The sequence below is a fragment of the Lactiplantibacillus sp. DA1 genome (assembly GCF_032681335.1).
Taxonomy (GTDB): Bacteria; Bacillota; Bacilli; order Lactobacillales; family Lactobacillaceae; genus Lactiplantibacillus.
This window is the reverse complement of sequence record NZ_JAWHTQ010000007.1, coordinates 60337-83340: the sequence shown is the minus strand read 5'-3', so window position 1 is coordinate 83340 and position 23004 is coordinate 60337. Positions and strand designations below refer to the sequence as shown.

At 43.2% G+C, this 23004-nt stretch carries 23 protein-coding genes; 7 read left to right on the top strand and 16 right to left on the bottom strand.

Going from position 1 to position 23004, the window contains the following annotated elements:
- The first annotated feature begins 14 nt into the window (after positions 1-14).
- The 3 genes from RXV91_RS11855 to RXV91_RS11845 all read left to right on the top strand — a co-directional run bounded on the left by RXV91_RS11855 (position 15) and on the right by RXV91_RS11845 (position 3063).
- Complete coding sequence (locus RXV91_RS11855) at positions 15-578, top strand: DNA-3-methyladenine glycosylase I (RefSeq protein ID WP_316440020.1); 564 nt, start codon at positions 15-17, stop codon at positions 576-578.
- 347 nt (positions 579-925) lie between these two features.
- Complete coding sequence (locus RXV91_RS11850; RefSeq protein WP_316440019.1) at positions 926-2392, top strand: ABC transporter permease; 1467 nt, start codon at positions 926-928, stop codon at positions 2390-2392.
- An 11-nt stretch (positions 2393-2403) separates the two neighbouring features.
- The gene (locus RXV91_RS11845; RefSeq protein ID WP_316440018.1) at positions 2404-3063 is read left to right on the top strand and encodes an ABC transporter ATP-binding protein; all 660 of its coding nucleotides are present in this window, start codon (positions 2404-2406) and stop codon (positions 3061-3063) included.
- A 186-nt stretch (positions 3064-3249) separates the two neighbouring features.
- On the opposite strand, the gene RXV91_RS11840 is transcribed toward RXV91_RS11845, so the two are convergent.
- From RXV91_RS11840 to RXV91_RS11800, 9 genes are all read right to left on the bottom strand, one after another.
- Complete coding sequence (locus RXV91_RS11840; RefSeq protein WP_316440017.1) at positions 3250-4011, bottom strand: CPBP family intramembrane glutamic endopeptidase; 762 nt, start codon at positions 4009-4011, stop codon at positions 3250-3252.
- 94 nt (positions 4012-4105) lie between these two features.
- On the bottom strand, positions 4106-4828 hold the full coding sequence (locus RXV91_RS11835; RefSeq protein ID WP_316440016.1) for a CPBP family intramembrane glutamic endopeptidase: 723 nt from the start codon (positions 4826-4828) through the stop codon (positions 4106-4108).
- A gap of 122 nt (positions 4829-4950) precedes the next feature.
- A complete protein-coding gene (locus RXV91_RS11830) occupies positions 4951-5721 on the bottom strand; it encodes a LysM peptidoglycan-binding domain-containing protein (protein WP_316440015.1) in 771 nt (256 codons plus the stop codon).
- Positions 5722-6808: 1087 nt separating this feature from the next.
- Positions 6809-7438 (bottom strand): LysM domain-containing protein, encoded by a 630-nt coding sequence (locus tag RXV91_RS11825; protein WP_316440014.1) that lies wholly within the window; start codon positions 7436-7438, stop codon positions 6809-6811.
- A 404-nt stretch (positions 7439-7842) separates the two neighbouring features.
- A complete protein-coding gene (locus tag RXV91_RS11820) occupies positions 7843-8217 on the bottom strand; it encodes a glycine cleavage system protein H (RefSeq protein ID WP_316440013.1) in 375 nt (124 codons plus the stop codon).
- A gap of 11 nt (positions 8218-8228) precedes the next feature.
- A complete protein-coding gene (locus RXV91_RS11815) occupies positions 8229-9146 on the bottom strand; it encodes a sce7725 family protein (RefSeq protein WP_316440012.1) in 918 nt (305 codons plus the stop codon).
- Positions 9143-9859 carry a hypothetical protein gene (locus RXV91_RS11810; RefSeq protein ID WP_316440011.1) on the bottom strand — a complete coding sequence of 239 codons (717 nt, stop codon included), beginning with the start codon at positions 9857-9859 and terminating at the stop codon, positions 9143-9145. Before RXV91_RS11810 ends, RXV91_RS11815 begins: the two co-directional genes overlap by 4 nt.
- On the bottom strand, positions 9859-12228 hold the full coding sequence (locus RXV91_RS11805) for an ATP-dependent DNA helicase (protein WP_316440010.1): 2370 nt from the start codon (positions 12226-12228) through the stop codon (positions 9859-9861). Before RXV91_RS11805 ends, RXV91_RS11810 begins: the two co-directional genes overlap by 1 nt.
- 532 nt (positions 12229-12760) lie before the next feature.
- Positions 12761-13126, bottom strand: coding sequence for a hypothetical protein (locus RXV91_RS11800; RefSeq protein WP_316440009.1), 366 nt, complete (start codon positions 13124-13126; stop codon positions 12761-12763).
- A gap of 185 nt (positions 13127-13311) precedes the next feature.
- On the opposite strand from RXV91_RS11800, the gene RXV91_RS11795 reads away from it, so the two are divergent.
- Positions 13312-14508, top strand: a complete 1197-nt coding sequence (locus RXV91_RS11795) for an acetate kinase (RefSeq protein WP_316440008.1) — start codon at positions 13312-13314, stop codon at positions 14506-14508.
- Between the two features lie 129 nt (positions 14509-14637).
- Here RXV91_RS11795 and RXV91_RS11790 read toward each other — a convergent pair whose 3' ends face one another.
- Positions 14638-15081, bottom strand: coding sequence for a GNAT family N-acetyltransferase (locus RXV91_RS11790; protein ID WP_316440007.1), 444 nt, complete (start codon positions 15079-15081; stop codon positions 14638-14640).
- A 73-nt stretch (positions 15082-15154) separates the two neighbouring features.
- On the opposite strand from RXV91_RS11790, the gene RXV91_RS11785 reads away from it, so the two are divergent.
- The 3 genes from RXV91_RS11785 (at position 15155) to RXV91_RS11775 (ending at position 17394) form a co-directional block, all read left to right on the top strand.
- Positions 15155-15577 (top strand): MarR family winged helix-turn-helix transcriptional regulator, encoded by a 423-nt coding sequence (locus RXV91_RS11785; RefSeq protein ID WP_316440006.1) that lies wholly within the window; start codon positions 15155-15157, stop codon positions 15575-15577.
- A 180-nt stretch (positions 15578-15757) separates the two neighbouring features.
- Positions 15758-16960, top strand: a complete 1203-nt coding sequence (locus RXV91_RS11780; protein ID WP_316440005.1) for an NAD(P)/FAD-dependent oxidoreductase — start codon at positions 15758-15760, stop codon at positions 16958-16960.
- 194 nt (positions 16961-17154) lie between these two features.
- Positions 17155-17394: a hypothetical protein gene (locus tag RXV91_RS11775; RefSeq protein ID WP_396426774.1), complete on the top strand. Its 240-nt coding sequence runs from the start codon at positions 17155-17157 to the stop codon at positions 17392-17394.
- A 174-nt stretch (positions 17395-17568) separates the two neighbouring features.
- Here the strand turns inward: RXV91_RS11775 and RXV91_RS11770 are convergent, their stop codons facing one another.
- The 6 genes from RXV91_RS11770 to RXV91_RS11745 all read right to left on the bottom strand — a co-directional run bounded on the left by RXV91_RS11770 (position 17569) and on the right by RXV91_RS11745 (position 22963).
- The gene (locus tag RXV91_RS11770; protein ID WP_316440004.1) at positions 17569-18639 is read right to left on the bottom strand and encodes an ABC transporter substrate-binding protein; all 1071 of its coding nucleotides are present in this window, start codon (positions 18637-18639) and stop codon (positions 17569-17571) included.
- Positions 18636-19451, bottom strand: a complete 816-nt coding sequence (locus RXV91_RS11765) for an ABC transporter permease (protein ID WP_033610035.1) — start codon at positions 19449-19451, stop codon at positions 18636-18638. The genes RXV91_RS11770 and RXV91_RS11765 overlap by 4 nt, the downstream gene beginning before the upstream one ends.
- Positions 19451-20284 (bottom strand): ABC transporter permease, encoded by an 834-nt coding sequence (locus tag RXV91_RS11760; protein WP_021731984.1) that lies wholly within the window; start codon positions 20282-20284, stop codon positions 19451-19453. Before RXV91_RS11760 ends, RXV91_RS11765 begins: the two co-directional genes overlap by 1 nt.
- 12 nt (positions 20285-20296) lie before the next feature.
- On the bottom strand, positions 20297-21394 hold the full coding sequence (locus RXV91_RS11755) for an ABC transporter ATP-binding protein (RefSeq protein WP_021731983.1): 1098 nt from the start codon (positions 21392-21394) through the stop codon (positions 20297-20299).
- A gap of 70 nt (positions 21395-21464) precedes the next feature.
- Positions 21465-22016, bottom strand: a complete 552-nt coding sequence (locus RXV91_RS11750) for an XRE family transcriptional regulator (RefSeq protein WP_316440003.1) — start codon at positions 22014-22016, stop codon at positions 21465-21467.
- A gap of 479 nt (positions 22017-22495) precedes the next feature.
- Positions 22496-22963 (bottom strand): ASCH domain-containing protein, encoded by a 468-nt coding sequence (locus RXV91_RS11745; RefSeq protein WP_021731981.1) that lies wholly within the window; start codon positions 22961-22963, stop codon positions 22496-22498.
- Between the last annotated feature and the right edge of the window lie 41 nt (positions 22964-23004).

The window sequence follows — 23004 nt, the reverse complement described above, 5'->3', positions numbered from 1 at the left end:
AGGAGATGGTTTAAATGGAAAGATGTGCATGGGCCAATTCGTCACCAGCAATGCAGGCGTATCATGACAATGAGTGGGGCCGACCACAATATGATCAACAACGACTTTTTGAATTGTTATGTTTAGAGACTTATCAAGCTGGGTTAAGCTGGCAAACGGTGTTAAATAAGCGAGCAGCATTTGATGAGGACTTTGATAATTATGATATTGAGCGTGTGGCTGCCATGACGATGACTGATGTTGAGCGGTTGTTGACGGATGCTCGGATTATCCGACATCGTCAGAAGTTAATGGCAACGATTAATAATGCACGTGTCATTCGGGATTGGCCGGCCGGTGATGATTTTTCAAAATGGTTGTGGGCGTTTGTTGATAATCACCCGCTTCGGCAAGCATGGGCATCGATTGATGAGGTGCCAGCAACCAATGATTTGGCGCGTCAAGTATCGAAGGAAATGAAACGACGTGGGTTTAAATTTGTTGGCCCGACAACGATCTATTCGTATCTGCAGGCAGTGGGGATTATTAATGATCATGTTGCTAATTGTGCGTGGGCACCAGAAAATTTGATGGTTTAAGGTTAATTGAAGTAATACTCGATATTAAATATGGGTATTGCTTTTTATTTTTATGAAAACAAATAAAATTATCAAAAAGATTATAAATAAATGCTTATCAAAACTATAACAAAGCACAAAAGCAAAAGTTTTGCGGCCCTTTTTTTATCATATGGTTATGCTAAATGAAGACGTTAGACGCTGGTAACCATCTCTTTAGAGCAGTTGTGTGATCGAATCAAAAATATTCGGCTTCAAACCAATAAATAACCTAATTGCGTTCACAAATAAGTCGGATTTCCCGTGTAGGTTTAAAGTTGTGAAACGCAATTGTCATACCAATAATTTATCTGAAGGAGGGTTTAAGCGTGAATTTCTTTAAACGCGCATGGCTCAATTTAACGGCGAAAAAAGGCCGCTCAATTCTATTAGTACTCGTCACATCGGCAATTATGTTGTTTGTGTTAGCAGGACTATTGATTAGGAATGCCGCCGATACGGCAACTAGTAATGCTAAGAAGAGTGTTGGGGCAACCGTCACGTTATCTGCTAATCGGGAGGCAGCTTTTAAGAAGATGCGGAGTGCGACGTCGACTAGTAAAAGTAGTCGGCCTAAGCTAACCACATCACCTGTTAAATTGAGTGATGCTAAGAAAATTGCCAAACTCAGTAATGTCTCAAGTTATAACGCGACTGTCTCGACTTCCGCTAATGCGAAGGGCTTTGATACGATTTCAACGTCTAGTAGCAGTGTTGGTGGTGGGATGAAGGGGATGGGTGGTGCAAGTAGTAGTGGTACCGGTGATGTTTCAATTACTGGTGTTACCAATACTAGCAGCGTCTCGACCTTTGAAAGTAGTTCAAGTAAGATCACTAAGGGTCGTGGCATTACGGCTAGCGATGAAGGGACTAATAATGTCGTCATCGAAAGTGAATTAGCTAAGGAAGATAGCTTGAGCGTCGGTGATACAATCAAGTTAAAAGCAACAACCGGTGATAAGAAGACCTACACCATGAAGATCGTTGGGGTCTACAAAGCGTCATCTAGTGCAAGTACGCAACAGGGCCCTGGTAGTACCGATGTCAGCAATAGTGTCTACACGTCATACACGTTCGCTAACACGGTCAAGGGTTCTAAATATAAAAATACGGCTGATTCGGTTACGTTCGACATTTCGGACCCAGCTAAAGTTAGTAGTGTTAAAACATCTGGTAAACAGTTGATCAATACGTCGAAGTATTCATTGTCAACGGATGACAGCAGTTACCAAACGGTTAAGAGCTCGATGAACAACGTCAAATCATTTGCCGATAAGATTGTTTGGCTTGTCGCTATTGCTGGAACCATTATCCTAGCCTTGATTGTCATCTTGATGATTCGTGAACGTCGCTACGAAATTGGGGTCTTGCTCTCATTAGGTGAGAGTCGTTGGAAGATCGTAGCCCAATTCTTTGCTGAAATGGTGATGGTTTTGATCGTTTCGGTTGTCTTGGCCGGTTTTGGTGGTAAGTTTGTGGGTAATAAGTTGGGGGACCAGTTAGTCTCACAACAAACAACGACTGCAACGACTAGCTCAACTAGTCAGCAAGGTCAACCTGGAGGCGGCGGTGCTCCTAGTGGTAATACCGGTAGCAAGCCAAGTGGTAATATGCCAGGTGGTGGTCAGACTGGCGGTACGGCTAGAGCAACGACTAAGACGGACCTAGACATTAATATCACAGTGATGGACCTAGTTGAACTTGGTGGCTTTGGTTTAGCGATTATGTTCTTGTCGATTATGCTAGCTTCAGGTGGCATACTACGACTACAGCCGAAGAAAGTCTTAATTGATTAGGAGGGGTGGCAATGTTAAAAGTAAATGATCTTGGTTACTGGTATGACCGCCAAGAAAATAGTCTGTTTGAACACGTTGACTTGGAGTTTGAATCTGGAACATCGTACGCGATTGTTGGCCAGAGTGGGTCTGGAAAGACAACTTTTCTCTCACTACTAGCAGGGTTAGATAAACCACGCGCTGGCCAGATTGAATTCAATGGCGAGCCAATTAATAAAATCGGATTGACCAATTATCGAAAATCGAAAGTTGCCATTGTCTTTCAATCGTATAATTTGTTGACGTACATGTCACCATTGAATAATCTCATGACTGCCATGGCAATTACGAATTCAGAACACCGTGGTGATAAGGATTATGCGATGAAGATGTTACGGCGGCTAGGAATTACGGATGACCAGATGAAGAAAAATGTGCAACGTTTGTCTGGTGGTCAGCAACAACGAGTCGCCATCGCCCGCACGATGGTGTGCGATGCTAAGCTAGTGGTTGCCGATGAACCGACGGGTAATTTAGATGAGGAAAATACGAAATATGTGATTGACCAATTCCAAAAAATTGCCCATGAACAAAAGAAATGCGTTATTATTGTCACCCATGAGCCGGACGTCGCTGATGTTTGTGACCATTCATTTCGACTAGAAAAGCATCAATTCGTTACTGAAACCTAGTATGATATTGGTAAATCAATGTTGAGCTAGTCATTAGGTGGCAAGAATGGCTTGACTTTTGCCACGATGAATAACAAAAAAATGAGTCTGAAGTGAACCCCCTGAGTTGGAGTAAATCCAAACTCAGGGGGTTCACTTTAGTCCTCAGAATTGTTTAATTCTGGAGACTCATTTTTGTTTGAATCCTTAACGAGATAGAGCTGATTTTTTAGGACGAACTTGCCAGCGAATAATAAAGGCGACGATAATAAATAGAACAAGGTAAAGTACTGAAATACCAATTGCGTAAGCGGTGGGAATGCTTAATTTGGCAGCGGTGTGAGTATGAGTGGCTAAACTAACAACGACGGATACGTCTGATAATGCGTGGAGCATCATCGACCAGATTAAGTTATTAGTTCGCAGATAAAGGCCACAGAAAACGAGTCCGCCCATTGCGGCGTAAAAGACTTGGGGAATGACGTAGTTAAGGGTCAGTTGACTACTGTTAATGAATAGGTGGGTAATACCAAATAATAAACTATCAATGCAGATGGCAAGCATTATCCGATTGGGAAAACAGTCTCGCAGTAACGGTAGGAGCATACCTCGGTAAAGGTATTCCTCAGTAATGCCAATTAATAACATATAGCCGATATAAAGGCCTAATATTGGAGTCCAACCCAGCTGAAATAATTTAATGTAATTACTGGTCATAGGTAACAATAAAATAATGATACCAGGGATGAGCTGCAAGCTTTGATGAGCAAGTGACTGTGATTGCCACCACTTAATCGGTATTTTAAACCAAAAATGGTTTAATAATAAGAATATTAAAAGTATTAGTAAGTCTTGAGTTAGACCACTATACAATGTTGGCACTGGTAATAATGCACTTAATTTAAAAAGAATCGGAACTAAAATAAAAATACTAATAACGGCACCCCAACCGTGTTTAGTTAGTTGCATTTAAATCCCCTCCAGAAACTAATATTAACTCTAGTATAGGCCAATTTGAAACGTTGGATGCTTTAATAATTAAACAGTTGCTTGCCAGTGGTCATTATGACAGCCATGCCCGATTTTTGCGCAGGATGAGCACAATTAATAATACGACAATGATAGTTTCTGCAATTTGAAAACTGGTAGTGGAATGAATTCCTGGTAAATTGATTGGTGGCTGCATCAAGCTAAAGAAATCATTAGTGGCATGGATAATCAGTGACCAAAATAACGATGCTGTCTGCGCAGTGATTAGGCACAAAAGTAAACCGAGTACGAACGTAAATATTAGTTGTAATAAGGTTAGATTGAGGGCTTGGTGACTAAGGTTAATCAGGTGCGTTAGACTAAAGAGAAGGCTACTAAAGATGGCGGCTTTGATCACGCCTAGTGTTGGATAGCTTGCTTGAAATAACATACCTCGAAAAAAAGTCTCTTCAAATAAGCTGATGAGTATGGCGATAAACAGGATCGTTAACGTGGTATTCAGCCGATGCGCGGTCATCAACGTGTAACCACCCATTAAGCCAGTTACAATTAAAGTTGGTTCGAGGGGGTGCAACCGTTGCTTCCAAGTGGCAGTTAGACGATAGGTGAGGGGTTGTTGTAGCCAGTCACGGTTTAGTATGAGAGCGATTGCAATAAAAACCATTTCCTCAAGACCAGTTGTTAATGATGAGGAGAGATGGCTTAATAGGGGAAACTGGAAGATCAGGCCAATTAATAGCATACTTCCTAACATGCAGCCCCATAGTGCACTGATTAATTTAATTTGACGGTGCATTTAATCAGGCCTTTCCATAATGTCTATAGTATCAGCATACGCCTTTTCGCTACTGATAACGAAAAAAAACAGCGTAACGGCAATTAATGTCGTTACGCTGTTTACAAATAATCAGTTATATTTTATAAAGCCCAAGCAGACATGCCTTGTGCATTGTATAAGTTAACGGCAGCGTTAACTTGGTCTTGAACAGAGCCACTGCTAATGTGCATGTTTTGGAATAAACCATAGGCACCAGAAGTACTGTTCTTAACAGATGAGTTCCAGTTTGATTCACGCGTAATGATTGTATTCCATTGTGAAGCTGAAACGCCAGTCCGTGATTCCATTTGGCTTAAAACATAGCTCTGCATGTTGCTACCATTGTAGCTTGAAGTTGTTGAACTAGTTGATGATGCAGCTGAGCTAGTTGTGTTTGATGAAGCTTGGCTAGTCGTTGCAGCAGAACTAGAAGCTTGGCTAGCAGCTGATTGCGTTGAGCTTGCTGAAGAAGCGGCACTCGTCGCAACACTTGAAGTAGCTTGACTAGCAGCAGAACTAGAAGCTTGGCTAGCTACTGATTGTGAAGAAGCACTAGTAGCACTGGCGCTCGTTGCAGTTGAAGCAGTAGCTTGACTAGTTGCTGATTGTGGTGCAGCACTTGTAGCAGCAGAAGTCGTGGTCGTGGCAGTAGTACCGTTGACTTCAAGCTTATCACCAACGAAGATTAAGTTAACATTAGCTAACTTGTTTGCCTTTTCGATAGTTGATACGGAAGTATTGTGTGCTTTGGCAATTGCTGAAACAGTATCGCCGGCCTTAACAGTATAAGTATCAGCGTTGGCAACCGTTGTTGAGATAGCGAATAAAGCTAATGCAGCAGTTGATGATAATACAAGGTTTTTGATCTTCATAATAATTAATACACTCTCCTATAATTTGCGTGTGTTCGATTATTTACATGTGATTTACTATTGGTCAAGCAGTTGATGTCTCAACCAATCAACAGTGACTAGTATAACTAGTGAGTGTTGCAGTGCAATAATCAGAACATTACGTTTTTAGGGGGTGCTTGTAATATAAGGCCGTTTTTGTAATGAATTGTAATATTTGAGCTGAATTTCATGTAAAATAGCGCTATCAATACTGATTAACTAGTTAGAACATCAATAGCGCCAATGATTAAATCGAGAAACTAATGATGAAAACAGTTGGCTTTGTTCTAGAAAATTAGTGAATTCAGATTGATTTATGAAAAGTAAACGTGATTGTCGACAATTTTAAAGATCTAAGTAGTGGATTTATATTTATTGATTCATCCTTAGATTCAGTTAAAGTAACGATTGAACAGCAATTTTTACTAATTAATTGGCTTTTTCGATTAAGTTGACCATTTGTTGAATTAGACTGATGACCTGGCCGATTTATGAAAGGGGCTGTTAATTAATTACTATTATAGTAGGTTTGTATCCAAAATAGTCTGCGATGATTATTGCGGCATCGTGGTTTTAAGTGATAAGAACTGAACTAATCCTAGTTGCTGTTGAGTGTTTGTTGTTGAGCAGTAAGTAATTACTCTTCCGTAGTGGGCTGTTGAATGGAGCAGGCGCATCATTAGACGGCCGGTCTGGCAATTAACGTCGTTTTCTGAAGTATCTCGATTATGATTGGGCTATTCAGACGATGCTTAACGGTACCTACTTGTTGAGTAACGTTCACTAGTATTAGATGGAGACGGCCAGTTGTGTATCGGAATAATGGGTTTATTAAGTTGTGGGTTAGGATTGACCGCTAATCCATGTTAACAATGATGTCATTATATAGTAGTTTTGAACTCAAGTGGTGCTTGATGGCAAAAACGAGTACGGAAGAATTGACCTGTGGCACGTAGGTAGCGCCAGTAACCTTGGAAAAGCAAAACGCGTAGATTACTCAAGTTGTTTTGAGTAATCTACGCGTTTTGGAATTTTATCCAGTTAATTATTAATTTAAAGTAGCTTTTTAGTACCAGCCGTTAGCCAACCAGTGACTTTTAGCATTGCTCCATGAACCGTAACGTGAAGAAACGTAACTGTTTGCAACCCGTTCTTGGTTGGCGGCGGAGTAATCACCGTTTAAGTATGAAGCACTTAATTGGTATTTACCGATGTATTGACCATTACGAGCGGAGTATGAACCGCCAGATTCTTTACCAGCAATCCAAGCCTTGGCAGCACTATCAGAACCGCTGTTACTGTAGTTTGATGTTGAACTAGTCGTTTGCGTCGTAGTCTTAGCAACAGGTGCACTGGTCTGGGCTTGACTTGATTGCGTCTGACTAGTTTGGTTTGATTGGGCTTGGCTAGTTTGGGTTGAAGCTTGCGTCGTGGTCGTTTGTTGCGTCGTTTGCGTTGAAGTGGTCGTGGTGCTATCACCATTAACTTCAAGTTGTTGACCAACTAAAATTAAGTTAACGTCCTTTAAATGGTTAGCTTGTTGGATTGCAGCAATCGTTGTATTGTTTTCAGCAGCGATAGCAGAAACCGTATCGCCAGATTTAACAGTTACCGTAGCAGCTTGGGCAGTCGCACCAATGGCAAAGAGACTAGCAGTAGCGGCAGCAGTTGATAATAAAGCATTCTTAATCTTCATTTATAATGTACACTCCTATTTTTTAGTCCGAATTTGGCTTGGCCCCGTGAATCTTCCAAGCGCTCAATGGTACCTAGTATAACTGGTGATTGTAACAGGAAAATAGCAGGAGTTTTACGAATTACACCGATTATTGTAATAAATGGGGTGTTTTGTAATCTTTTGTAATATAACGCGCCAGGTACTAATTTTTGAATCCGCTAATTAACAATATTTGAAGACAAAGAACGAGTCTGTTGGTCAACTTAACTAAATGTACTCATTACAAATAAAAGCCCATTATAATTAGGATTAGCGGCCATTGCTTTAATCGCTAAGCTGAGTTTGGTCAATTTATAAGTCGATTTAATGGTAATGTAAGCGTTTGTTTATTCGCTAGACGACTTACTTTTGGTAACTTAAAACTAGTCAGCCTTTAATTGGACTAACCAATTATCGGTTTGCTTGTTAGTAACGATCAGTGGTGGGGTGGCTTGTAAATCAGCATTGATCTTCTGAACGGTACCACTAAAGGGTGTTGGCAGTGTGTGCACACCATGGTCGTCTGTGAGAGTTACCAGAGTGTCCCCAGCCATGAGATGCTCGCCACTAGTTGGCAAGCTAATTTGACTAACTAGGACTAAGTTTTGCTGGCATTGCGTGCTTAGCCCTAGCAGTAGCCGTTGATGTGATTTGGTCTTTAACCAGACGTCACCGTATAACATCGGCGCATGTTGTTCTTCATAATCATGACGATAGAAATGGATCATTTGTTTCCAAGCCGATTCTTGTTTTGCCATCGTATTCTCCTCTAATTCAGTGTCAGTAGTCGGTGCATTAATTGAAAGTGGTGCATGATTGCTAGTTTTTTAATTGTCCCTAATCCTGGAAACTTAGTGCCTTCAGCATAGGCTAGTAGGGCGGTCAAAGCTGGGGTGCGATTTAGTCCTGTTAAGTGGGTGGGCGCCCAAGCTGTTAGCTTCGTGAGTGCTTCGAAAAATTTCTTTTTTTGACCGCGCATATTGTCATTACTATCTGAGACGAAATGATGGATGCGGAGGTTACCATTAACCGTAACATAAATAAGATGTAACGCAATTGCCCGTGACGGCATTCCGTGCTCAAAATACGGGCGGCCCATTAATGAATAGTCACCGAAGCCATCAAAGCCAACTGGTGATTGGTGCCAGTTGGCAGGTGCAAAGTAGGCGTCGACTAATTCCTGGTAATTCGCAACGTGCGCTGGTGTTGGCACGGGATCGGTCAATAAGATAGCACGGGTTGGTAATAGTTCGTGTAGTCGCGCCTCATCAGGAATCAGAATATGCCCGGTCTGACGCAAAGTGTTAGTGTGTTGGTAAGTTTTAAGCAACGGATAGTTAGGTGCTACTAGCAAGCTCGTCTGACCAAGACCAGTCGTCAGAAAATCGTGACTAAAATCAGCTGCAAGAATCGCTCCCGGATGGTAAAACGGATAGGGGCGCAGGTCTGGCAGTGGATGGAGTTTAACGGTATTGAGTCCGTAGACGCTTACTTGGGGATTGGCAATGATGCTAAACGGTTGTTGTGCCTCAATGAAAGCCTGAACGGTCTGTTGTAATTCCTTAGAATCACGGACTGGTTCAATAACTGGGATGATGTTGGGTCCTAATTGATTTTGTTCACACAAGGTTTTTAAGGCTAATAGATCATACATCCGGCCACGTAAGTAAGGGTAGTAGGTACTCATAATTGGTCACGCAAATCTGGCGCTGTTAATGCCTGGTATTTTAGTTTGAGCGCTTGATATTCTGCGTTACGAGCATCCAGTTCTGTTTGCAAGGCTGTTATAGCGTCACTTTGGATATCATCAATAAAGCGATCATATAAGTTTTGTTCTGGATTATAGACATCATAGCCAGTCCGACTCCGCTTGCGTAATTCTTTGAAGAGTTGGTCATCAGAATAAAGTTGTAATCCTTTTTTGACGCGTTTGGCTTTATCAACTTCGCGAAATAACGAGGCGATGAAGTGACTGATCAGGGGCGCCTGTTCGACTTGTAAATCCTGCCGCTGCGCTTTCTTAGCGACTGTCAAGAAGCCCGGTGTTCGTAACGGCCGAGGGGCGAGTTCCAGTGCCTGTTGATCGAAGGCACGGTAAATCAATACGCCTACGTGATCTGGGATTTCAGCTTGGACTTCTTGATAAAGTTGTTGTGGCAAGACAAAGTAATTGTAATGACCGATAAAGGAAAGCTTGGCTTTAGAATGAAAGTCAGCTTTAGTGACTTTTAATTCATAGCAACGCCATTCAATCTGGCCATCAGGGAGTTGTTGGTAGCTTAACGTATCAACAATCCCCTTATCAGCGGGCATCGCAACTTCTTCAACCACGTAGGCTCCCTGTTCCAGACAGTATTGGTAGAGCGTACTTTCAAGTTGCTTAGTTAATTTAGTCTTCATTAATGAGTCACCTCCGTTTGGTGCCAAAAGTTGGTAATGGTCGCTTCGAGCTGCGGCACTGATTGGATCGTCTGATAGTATTGCCAGTGTGCTGGGAATAACTCGGTGTAGCGCCGGCTGGCAAAACGTTGGTCTAATAACAGCACGATTCCGGTGTCCTTGGTGCTACGAATTAGGCGACCGGCTGCCTGTAGGACGTTGTTCATACCTGGTAGCTGATAAGCATAGGCAAATCCCAGGCCATTTTGATGGTCGTAGTAGTCCCGAATCAAGTTAGTTTCGGGATTGATCCCTGGCAAACCAACGCTAACGATGGCAACTCCGATTAAACGATCGCCACGTAAATCAATACCTTCAGAGAAGATGCCACCAAGCACGCAGAAGCCGAGTAAAGTTTGCGCTGGGGCTGACTGAAATTGATTTAAGAATGTTTCGCGGGCTGTTGCATCCATCGTCGAAGCTTGGGCGGTAGTTGCCACATCAGGATAGGCGGCTTCAAAGGCTGTTTTAATCTGCAAAAGGTAGCCATACGATGGGAAGAACACGAGGTAGTTGCCGCATTTAGCTGTCAACATGGCGTGTAAACTAGCAATAATTCGTGGAACGTTATGTTCCCGCTCATGATACGTCGTTTGAACGTACTGAGTAACGAGGATGGCCTGATGTTTTGGTGGGAATGGCGATGGCAGTTGGTAGGCCAAACTATTGGCTTCACCACCGAGCACCCGCTGGTAATATGCCATGGGGGTCAGCGTTGCAGAGAAAAGGACGGCGCCACTACCCAGTTCTAGGGAACGGTTAAGAAAGTCACTTGGATCAAGGCAGAGTTCCTTGATCGTCAAGTGATGACCGTCAAGGACGAAGCGAGTCTGGTAGCTGCCATCATATAGGTCGCCAATTTTAACAAAGGTCAGACAGGCGAAGAAATAGTCACGGACGGCGTCAAGCAGTGGCCCCGGCTTTTGTTGCGCCAACCAGTCGGTCACAAATTCATTAAATGTTCTGAGGGTGCGTAATAATTTGTCCGGGGGATCAGGTAGCACCTGTTCCGTCACTTGGTCATCAATCAAGGTTTTACTGATGCGCGTAAAACTACGCCGGACTTTCTTGAGTTCGCGTTGTAAGTCGTCACTCGGCTGACTTTTATCGGGCTTGGCCAATTTTAGCAACGCACTGATTGGCTGGTCACTAACGACCGCAGAATACATATCACGGGAGCGACTAACAAGGTTGTGGACTTCATCGACAAGAAAGAAGTTGTCGTCATCACTTTCGCTAAAGAACCGTTGTAAATAGACTAATGGGTCAAAAAGATAGTTGTAATCGCAAATAATCACATCACAGAAAAGCGATGTATCAAGGGAAAATTCAAACGGATCGACAGTATGTTTGCGAGCATACTGTTCAATAATGGGACGAGTAATTTGGTCTTCATGGGTCAACAGATCCTTGAGTGCTGGTTTAAGTCGGTCGTAGTAGCCAATCATATAAGGATTATCTTCTGGAAGTACATCTTGTTCCTCAGGAAACCGAATCTGATCCTTGGCAGTTAGCGTAATGCTTTTCAGTTTGAGTCCGTCATGACTCATTAGCGTGACCGCTTCTTCAGCAACGTGGCGCGTACTTTGCTTAGCGGTCAGGTAAAAGAGGCGCTCAATCACGTCTTCGCCCATTGCTTTGATGGCCGGAAATAGCGTTGAAATTGTTTTCCCCGTCCCAGTTGGTGCTTCGACAAAGAGGCGTTTTTGTAATCGAATGGTCTTATAAACAGCGCCAGCCAATTCATGTTGGCCCGGTCGAAAAGCTGGAAACGGAAATGGCAAGTCTTCAATAGAAGCGTTTCGTTGCCGTCGCAAATCAGCCCGTAGTGTTAGCCAATATTCATATTCTGTAATTAAGTCCTGAAAGAAGGCGTCTAGTTCGGCGCGGTGAAGAACTTGCTGAGTTTTAGTGATTTTTTTATTGATAACTTGAAAATAAGTCAGCTGTAAAGTAACTTGATCGAGGTCAGGGTGCTCTTGTAGTAAGAGGTAACCGTAGACTTTAATTTGGCCCCAGTAAAGAGTCTGTGTATTGGTGCTTAAGTCTTCAAAGGCTTGATCAGAAGTTTTGATTTCTTCGATCAAAGCGCCGTCATCGTTTAATTGAATACCATCTGCCCGACCAGCAATAATATAATCGGTGGCATTCATCGTGACGACTTTTTTTAGGTAAACTTCGCTATCATAGTCTTCGCCACGACTACTCTGGAGTTGCCGGTGAATATTGGCACCATTTAACGCGGTGTTCTGACTATTTTTTACTTCATTTAAGTCGCCTTGTCGCAAGACGAATTCTACCAGTTGTCGAATCCCAATCTTAGTTGCCATCGGAGCATCCCTTCTGAATTTAGTCGTTTCCTATTATAAAACATCTGTTCGGCTTTGTCTTCTGTTGATTGGTAAAGCTGGGTTTGACTCTGTTGTGTGGACATGAATGGTGGTTAAATCGTGCAAAAGTTGATCACCGTCAGCCATTCGAATATTATCCCAATTGGAAGGCGTTTCTGCCAGTGCTCAGCGGTGAAATTCCACTTAGCGAGCGTTATTGGTTTAGTTAGTGGAAAACCAGTATTTGAGACGTGGGTTTCGGCTTAAAACTGTGTTAAAGTACCCAGCAATTAGCGGAAATGCCTGGAGGTCGGCATAGGACAAACCAATTAAGCATGTTTACACTAATCCGCATTTCTTTCAGCGAATCTCAGCTGGTTGTTTTTGACTTTGAAAGTTAACACAACTTAACACTAATTCATCCTTGAATTGAAAGTTCAACGAAAAAAGCATCGCGACAAAGACGTTGATGCCTGTTGCGATGCTTAGATTAATGATTTTGGTTTAGAAGAAAGTCTATCAGACTGGGCAGCTAATCGTACCAGTGACTGTGATGTTGGCGAATCGTCTTACGGAGACTGAAACCATAACTGACGATACTGGCGGTGATGATGGCTGCGAGGACTGCTAGTAACCATGAACCAGCCGTGCTGAAGTAGGTGGCATAACCAAGGCTGAGACTGGCTAATAAGATTACTGGAATCAAGATCTTAACAGGGGCTGGATGTAAGAAGACGACACCAGCAAGCCAGAGGGCCGCAGCCGTGACCATTGCATCAACACTAATTGGTGAACCGAAGCTAATACTGAGGGTGACGATGGCAAGGACAGTCCCCACGATTAGGAGGAGAGTGGCAAACCCGTTACTTAGGGACCAAGTAAATGCTTTTTTCATCATGATCGCCTCGCTTTCTATTACCCATATTATAGGACAATTCACGCTTATGAAAGAAATGATATGCTAATAATTAAGTTTGCAATGTTATGAAAATTGAAAGTTTGTGAATAAATCCTTGAAAGCGTATCCACGATTAGTTAAACTGACATTAGGCACACTTGATGATGGATGGAGGAAAAATAGTCATGGCAAAAATATTAGCAATTAATGCTGGCAGTTCAACTTTAAAATGGAAGCTTTTCAGTGTTCCCGAAGAAACGGTAATCGCATCGGGAATGGTTGATCGGCTGGGATTGTCAGATTCCGTTTTTACAATTAAGAAAGCGGACGGTAGTAAGTATTCTGAAACAAAGGACAAAATTGACGCAAAAGAAGCCGCCGCGATGGTTCTAACACGGTTGAAGAGCGATAACATTGTGACCCACCTTAGTGAAATCACCGGGGTTGGCCATCGGGTCGTTGCGGGTGGCGAAGATTTTAAAGATTCCGTCATTATTACGCCACAAACTTTGAAAAAAATCAAAGATTTATCTGAGTATGCGCCGCTACATAATCCAACGCAGGCTTATTATATTGAAGTATTCCGTGATTTATTACCAAAAGCGACTCAAGTAGCCGTGTTCGACACTTCGCTGTATGCGGAGATGCCTAAAGTTAATTACCTATATAGTATTCCTTACGATTATTATGAGAAGTTTGGCGCGCGGAAGTATGGGGCACATGGCACAAGTCACCGTTACGTTGCCAACCGAACGGCCCAATTATTAGGCAAACCGCTTGACTCACTTAAATTAGTGACGCTGCACTTAGGATCAGGAGCTTCAATCACTGCCTTTGATCATGGTAAAGCGGTTGATACGTCAATGGGGTTCACACCACTGGCTGGGATTACAATGAGCACACGTTCAGGCGACATTGACGCGTCAATTATTCCATTTTTAATGCGCCACTTAGGAATTTCTGATGTCGAGGACTTCGTGGATATTTTGAATCACAAGTCCGGTTTGCTGGGTATTTCCGGGCTATCACCTGACATGCGTGATCTTGATAAAACGCAAGATACGCGTGAACGCTCGAAACTCGCCATTGATATCTTTGTTAATCGGGTTGTGAAGTACGTTGGTAGTTATATTGCCGAGATGAACGGTATCGATGCCCTTGTCTTCACAGCAGGTGTGGGTGAAAACTCATGGATGATTCGGGAACGTGTTACTAACGCATTGGGTTACTTTGGTGTAACCGTTGACGATGAAAAGAATCATATGCACGGCAAGGAACAAATTATTAGTAAGGATGACGAACCGGTAACGGTCATGGTCGTCCCAACTAACGAAGAGTTGATGATTGTACGCGACGTTGAGCGACTATCCAAAGCTGAATAATTAGGCGTCTAAAAACGCGTGGTCCAGATGATGGTAATCTGGGTCACGCGTTTTAGTTACTATAAGCTTAATAATCGGTGAAATCCCATTGTGCAAGCTAGCTAACTAATAACATCAATTTTGCGCACACTACTGGATTTGTAGTGCTGGTTTGGTCATCTTGATGTGGGGTGTATGGTTGAATAGGAACGGTGCGCCGTTCGAAGTGAAGCCAAAATGCTGGTAAAAACCTTGTACTGGCACTTGGGCTTCAATTTGAATTGGCAAGTTGGAATAGTGGTCTTGAACGACTTGCTCGATGTGATTCATTAGATCGGTTCCTAGATGCTGACCACGTTGTTTTTGGTCAACCACTACCCGACCAAAAGAAAGGTGATCGGCCTCTTTGAATATTCGTGCGTATGCAACAATTTTGTGATTGACGGTTTTAAAGACATGATAAGCTGCCAAATCGATAGCGTCGACTTCTTGATAGATACGTTGTTGTTCAACGACAAACGTTTTGACTCGTAATTCATAAATATCGTATAATTCAGTTGTTGTTAATTCTGAGAATGTTTTGATTGACCACATGGTAGTGCCTCCTTAGCATGCCGTTAAGTTTATCACTGAATAATTGCATATGCAATAATAAAAAGGAGCTTTTATGATACCAACATTAAGATTGATGGGAACTTTGTCGCGAATTGTCATGAATGAGGGCAATCAGCGTTTTGCAAAATACGGTCTCAATAATAATCAGTTTATTTATTTAATTCGGATTTGCGAGCAACCCGGGTTGTTTTTCAGTCAACTAGCTGATCAAATGAAGATGGATCGAACCACTAACTATCGGGCCGTTCAGAATTTAATTAAAAAGGGCTATGTGTCTAAGCAAACTCACCCAAAGAATAAAAAAGTGCGTTGTTTGTATCCCACTAATGCTGGTCAAGCGCTGTATCCAGAATTACATGCTTATGAACAATGGTGTGCTGACTTAGTCGGTGAACAATTAACGGCTGGGCAACAACAAGTCTTGTTTGAAAGTTTGTCACTAGTAACTGCTAATGTGACTAAGTATATTGAGTAAGTTTATTCACTAAACTAGATGAATTGTGAACAATTAAAATAGCGTGGCGTTTTAGCTGAATTTTAGACGTGAAGAGTGTACCATGTAGTTATCAAGTTATAACTGGATTAATGTATGTGGAGGCAATTGCCTTAGCAAGTCGCATTAGTCGACAGCGATAATGAAAGGGGTTAATAAATCATGGCAACAACTTTGGTGTTAGGTGGGGGTTATGCAGGGATGCGGGCCGTCAAATTTTTACAGAAGAGTCTACCGACTGAGGACGAAATCATCCTTGTTGATCAGACACCAACTCATACGGAAAAGACCAATTTACACGAGGTCGCAGCGGGGACGATTGCTCCTGATCGGATTACTTATCAGATTCCAGATATTATCGGTAAGCGGGTTCAGTTCGTGCAAGCAACGGTCAAAAACGTGGACGTCGAACATAAGCAAGTAACTTTTGAAGATCATCCTGAAATGACCTATGACTACTTAGTATTAGCATTAGGCTTCCAGTCAGAAACATTTGGGGTAGCTGGTGCCGATGAAAATGCGTTGCCAATGGACGATTTGGCCACTTCACAGGCCGTTTATGAACATCTGGAAGAACGTTTTAAAGCTTACCGTACCAGTAAGGACAAAAATGATTTGAAGATTGCGGTCTGTGGTGCTGGGTTCACTGGAATTGAATTATTAGGTGAATTGACGCAGACATTACCGAAACTGCAAGCGAAGTATCAAACCCCCGCTGCCAAACTAGTTTGTTTGGAACGGATGCCATCAATTTTACCAATGTTTACACAGGAATTACGCGACTATGCCTTGAAGTTTATGGAAAAAAATAACGTTGAAATGCGGTTGGGAGCCGTTATTGAAGCCATTAAGCCAGGGGCGGTCGTCTACAGTGATGCTGATAAGAATGAGCATGAATTTACAGCCAATACCATTATTTGGACGGTTGGTGTCAGTGGTTCACACGTGATTGCTGATTCAGGCTTTGATCAACGCCGTAACCGAGTCGTGGTTAAACCCGATTTGTCACTAGAAGATCATCCCGAAGTATTTATTGTTGGTGACGTGGCAGCAGTGATGGATCCAGAAAGTAATCGGCCATACCCGACTACGGCGCAAATTGCCTTGGCGGCGGGCGAACAGGCTGCTAAGAATATTGGCGCGTTACGTCATAATCAATCAACCGCACCGTTCCACTATGAATCTAGTGGAACCGTTGCTTCATTGAGTGATCGTGACGGCATTGGTGAAATCTTTAGTAGTAATAAACCGGTCCACGGTTACGCTGCATCGGCCTTGAAGAAAATTATTACTGACCGTTCGCTTTTGGAAAGTGCCCATTTAGGAACCGTCTTCAGTAAAGGGCGCTTTGACTTATATCATTAATCATTAAATTAATTCCAGCAGGATGGCAAATAGCCACCGCAGAAATTCGATTTCTGTGGTGGCTATTTTGGACTAGTTAACAGTCGAATGACTCAGCTTGTTGCTGATTCGGGCAATTAAGTAACCAGCTGTTGGGACTAACGATACTTTACGGGCACCTCTTACAATTAAGGCATGATAAGGGGGCGGTCAAAATGACGACTAAATCAATACGGATACCAATTCAACCGTGGTTTGTCCTAGTGGTAGCGGTCTGCTTACTGACGATCTTGTTTTCTAACGCACTTTGGTGGTTGGCCATCAGTGCGTTTTGTTCGCTACTCGTTTTAAACTTACAATTTATTGTTTTTCCAACCACCGCGGATCGTTATTGGCTAAATCGGCTCAGTTTAGGAATGGTACTAGCGTTAGTAGTGAGTGATAGCAAATATTAAATTCTTGATCATTGGTGGCCTGACATTGCGGTAAATCGTGTCAACATTAAAGGGCCTGACTTGAAACGCTTTGTTTCAAGTCAGGCCCTTTTACTTTATAATCAGTTGTTTCTTAAGGCCACTTATCCTGTGGTACTGGTTAGAACTGATGTCAATGCTAACACGGCAAGTCAATCAATGATGCATCTTAAATTCCAAGTAACGGTCATTATACAGGCCAACTTTAGCTGGTGATAAGTCTTGGTAGATTTGGAGATGTTTAATGGTATTGTTGTCTGGATAAAATTGGCGGTCATTGCGAATGGCTTTAGGCAGTAGCGCCTTAGCTTTCCGATTAGGTGTTGCATAGCCAATGTACTCTGCATTTTGCGCGGCATTCTTAGGTTCATTCATAAAGTTCAAGAAGGCGTAAATTGCCTTGAAATGTTTGGCCGTTTTTGGAATGACTAAGTTGTCGAACCATAAGTTACTTCCTTCAGAGGGGACAACGTAATGCAAGTGCGAATTGCCAGCCAACATTTCACTGGCTTCACCAGACCAGTCGACCGCGATTGCGGCTTCATTTTGGATCATGTACATCTTGATCTCATCCGCTACGACGGCCTTGACGTTCGGCGATAGTCGGTTTAACTTGTTACGAGCAGCAAGCAAGGTGGCAGGGGTGGTTGTGTTCATAGACTGGTTCATTGATGCGAGCGCAAAGCCCATCACGTCGCGGGCACTATCAATTAGCATAACCTTGTTGTGATACTTTTGCTGCCACAAGTCGTTCCAATGCTTAATACGCCCTGGTTGAACGTACTTGTCGTTATAAATGATCCCTAAGGTACCCCAGAAATAAGGAACTGAATAGCGATTATGCCGATCGAAGTCCAAATTCATGAAGCGTGAGTCATAGTTCTGCATCCCGGTCAGCTTACTTTTATCAAGTGGTAAGAGCAGGTGGGCTTTTTTCATTTTTTCAATCATGTAATCACTAGGAACCGTTAAGTCATAGCTCGTACCGCCCTGTTTGATCTTGGTATACATGGCTTCGTTGCTATCAAAGGTTTCCACGTTAACGTGGTAGCCCGTCTGCTTCTGAAACTTGGTCAGTAAACTTGGATCGATATAATCTCCCCAAGTATATAAATTCAAGACTTTTTTGCCAGTACTACCAGAGCTTGTCTGTAAGCGTTGGGCGCCGAATGCTAATAAGCCACAAACCGCTAGCAGGCTAACGATGATGCTCAATAATTTTTTCATTTCCGCCGCCCCCTGACTGCTGGCCGCCGGTGCCGTCGGCTATATTGATTGATGAAGTAGTAACCAATTACTAACACTAGGGCCATCAAGAACATTAGGCCTGATAGGGCGTTGATTTCCAAGTTGATACCTTGGCGAGCCCGCGAATAGATTTCAACGGATAAGGTACTAAAACCGTTCCCGGTAACGAAGAAGGTGACAGCAAAGTCATCCAGGGAGTAGGTCAGCGCCATAAAGAAGCCAGAAAAAATTCCGGGCATGATGTATGGCACAATGATCTGACTGAGTAGTTGCCAATTGTTAGCACCTAAATCAGCCGCTGCGTCTAGTAAACTACTACTCATTTCTTGAATCTTGGGTAAGACCATTAACACCACGATTGGAATTGAAAAGGCAATGTGACTCAGTAAGACCGAGCCAAAGCCCAGCGGAATTTTAAGCGCGGTGAAGAATATCAAAAAACTGGCCCCAATAATAACGTCGGGGGAAACCATTAGGATGTTATTTAATGATAATAAAGTATTGCGAGTTATCGGTTTGGTCGTACTATTGATACCGAGTGCTCCCAGAGTCCCGATGATAGTAGCTAATAATGACGATAAGAGTGCAATCAAGATAGTGTCGAGAAAAATGGCAATTAAGCGACTATCGGCAAATAGGTCCTGGTAGTGTTGCCAGGTAAAGCCATGAAAGTTGTTCATGGTCGTACCTTGGCTAAAGGAGTAGACGACCAGAAAAATAATCGGCGCGTATAGCACAATGAAGACGAGCCACAGGTATAAGTTGCGCCACTTAAAGTTACGTAAGGTCATTATTTCGTTAACCCCTTTCGTGTGCGCTTTTTACTGCCGCCGGTTAGCCACATGATGATAACCATTGCGATAATCAAGACGACACCAATCGTGGAACCCATGCCCCAGTTCATCGTCGTCAAGAAGTGCTCTTCAATCGCAGTCCCCAGCGTGATTACTTTGTTACCCCCGATTAGCCGAGTCAACATGAAGAGCGATAGTGAGGGAATAAAGACAGCTTGAATCCCCGCTTTAACACCGGGAAGTGTCAGTGGGAAAATCACGCGACTAAAAGTTTGCCAATTCGTTGCGCCTAGGTCACGACTAGCATTAACGTAGGACGGATTCAGTTCACTAATAGAGTTATAAATGGGCAAGACCATAAATGGAATCTGAATATAGGCTGCGACAAAAATAAAGCTAAAATTAGTGAAGAGTAGCTGCTTAGGACCAATGCCGATGAAGCTTAGAAACTGGTTAGCAATCCCCGCCTGACTAAAGATGCCAATGAACGCATAGGCCTTGAGTAATAAGTTGATCCACGTTGGCATAATGATCAGGAGTAGCCACAGTTGCGGATGCTTTGTCTCGTTGAGTAGGTAAGCTGTGGGATAGCTGATTAACAATGTTGCGAGTGTGATCAAGAAGGCGTACCAAACGGAGTTGAGTGTCATCATCAAGTAAGTGTTGGATGAAAAATAGGTTTGGTAATTACTCAGTGTAAATTGCCCGTTAATGTTAAAAAATGATTGATAAATTAATAGTAATACTGGTGCAATGACGAAGAGGATGATCCACAACATGTACGGAATAAAATAGGCCGTGTTACGACTCAGCCGTTGTTTTTGCTGCATAATTGCCACCTCCTAGTCATCTTCGTATTGTTCAAGGCGGGCATCGAAGGCCGCTTCGCTTTCATTGAGCCGCATGACGTGAATGTCTTGCGGGTCAAAGGTTAAGCCAATCGGTTCACCTTCCGCTGCTGGATTAGTTGAGTGAACCAGCCACTCATTATGATCGGTATCGTAAGCGACGATTTCAAAATAGTTACCCCGGAATAGTTGGGAGTCGACAGTAACGACCAGCTTACCTTGATCAGCAGCCACGATATCGAGATCTTCTGGTCGGAGTACGACTTCGACCGGTTCATTGGGTTGCATTCCAGCATCGGCACACTCAAATTGTTTGCCAACAAATTCTACTTCAAAATCTTTGAGCATTTTGCCCGGAATAATGTTACTTTCACCAATGAAGTTAGCTACGAAATGGTTGATGGGTTCGTCGTAAATATCGACTGGCGAACCACCTTGTAAAATTTCACCAGCGTTCATGACGAAGATTTCATCGCTCATTGCCAGAGCTTCCTCCTGGTCATGAGTAACGAAGAGAAAGGTAATGCCTAGCCGTTGTTGTAAGTCGCGTAGTTCATACTGCATATCTTTGCGAAGCTTAGCATCGAGAGCCGATAATGGCTCATCAAGTAAGAGCACCTTAGGCTGCATAACTAGTGCGCGCGCAATCGCGACTCGTTGTTGTTGACCGCCAGAAATCTCACTAATTTCGCGGTCACCCAAGTCGGCTAATTGAACCATCGCAAGTGCTTTTTGGACGCGCGTTTCAATCTCATCCTTAGCGACCTTGTGTAGTTTAAGGCCGAAAGCGACATTTTCCGCTACGTTCAGGTGTGGAAAAAGGGCGTAGTCTTGAAAGACTGTGTTGACTTGGCGTTGATTGGCCGGCAGGGTGTTGATGACTTGACCGTCAAAATAAACTTGACCAGAAGTAGCATCGGTAAAGCCTGCAATGGTGCGCAAAATGGTTGTTTTACCACAGCCAGAAGGGCCGAGTAAGGTATAGAACTTACCAGCTTCGAGATCTAAGTCGATATTTTTTAAAACTTGATGTTCCCCGTAACTTTTGGTTACGTTGGTTAACCGAATAATAGGTTGTGTATTAACCCCCAAAGTAAAGACCTCCTTAAAACGTGTACCGAGCCATTGTAACTTAAAATGGGCTCGATAGGGTGTGACATGATTATAGGTAGGACGCGGTCGTAACCAAGGTGAACGTGCAGGATGTGGTCCCTAGGTTGCGGATCTGATGCGTCTTAGTCGCGTGAAAGTACAGCGTATCACCTGCATTGGCAGTGTATTGCTGAGTTCCGAGCTGTAAGCTTAAAGTGCCGGTTTGGACCATAATGAAGGTCTCTGCCGGCGACGGCTCAAAAGATTTGAAGCGACCATTAGGTGCCAGTGTGACGGTGACCGGTTCTAACTGATTTTCGTTAGATGCGGGTACGAGCCATTTCACACGGTATCCTAAGGCTTCATCGTCATACGTGGTCTGATCTGCAGGATGGTAGACCAATTTATGAGGAGGTTGTTCCGCCGCAAAAAAATCGCTGGGCGCACAACCAAGCACTTCAAGAATCGCAAAGAAAGTTTCCATTGAGGGTGATGATTGATTATGCTCTAACTGTGATATGTAGCCTTTGCTGAGGTCAGTTCGTTCACCGAGTTCTTCTTGCGTAAGCTGTTTTTGAATCCGTAAGTTGCGGATACGTTGACCAATGTCCGTGACATTCACCTCGAATCAATTATTGTTTTGTTAAACTAAACAACAAGTTTAGTACGAGCTTTAATTATAATGAAAAATGGTGTGGTGACAAGCCCTTTTTGCAATCATTGATCAGTTATTTGGTGCTCCACGGCTCGGCTCGCTAAATCACGTGCTGACTGGCGGTTTGGAGCAATGATTGCGGTGTTTGGTTAGTATAAATTAGCTAAGTAGATGCGGCTACCGCTGAAGCCTGCGCTTGCTACGCTAAGGAATCAATGCCTAACCCGCATTAATCCCTTATCTAGGCAATGCTCAGCTTCAACCCGCGCCCCTCACACTCTATTGAAACGTGCTCGGTGCTGCTGAAGCCTGCGCTTGCTACGCTAAGGAATCAATGCCTAACCCGCATTAATCCCTTATCTAGGCAATGCTCAGCTTCAACCCGCGCCCCTCACACTCTAATAAAAAAGCCCAAGACATCCGTCTTAGGCCGTTAACGTTGTTGATTAATCTGCGCGGTAAACGACTTCAAAAACTTCGCTGACCATTGGAGTATCCGATGAGAGGTTTTTGCCGTGTTCTTCTAACGTTGGTGTAAATTCTTCCGTCTTGCGCTTGCGCCAATCACCGATGGTACGGTCACCGTCACCTTCGTGATAGGCGTGTTCCGCCGAGATTCGATAAAATGGAATAAGTTCGGACACGACCGTCTTGAGTACGGCAACGGGTTTCATTTCGCCATTCAAAAGAATGTTATAGTCCCCAACTTGGGGAATCGCAACTTGTTCTGCCGTATAGCTGTCCAATGGCGTGGTCGTAGCTGTCTTCGTACCGGCCAGAATAGCCTCGGCAAGGGCCTGCACTTCGGCGGGATTATTTTGTTGACCGAACCAACGTGTTTGATAAGAAGCGCCATGAGTATCGGTGGTTTCATTGTAAGCGTTCCATAATTGTTCTGCTGATTGTGCTGGCATAAGCTTCACCTAATTTCAATAAGAATAGTGAATTTTTGGAT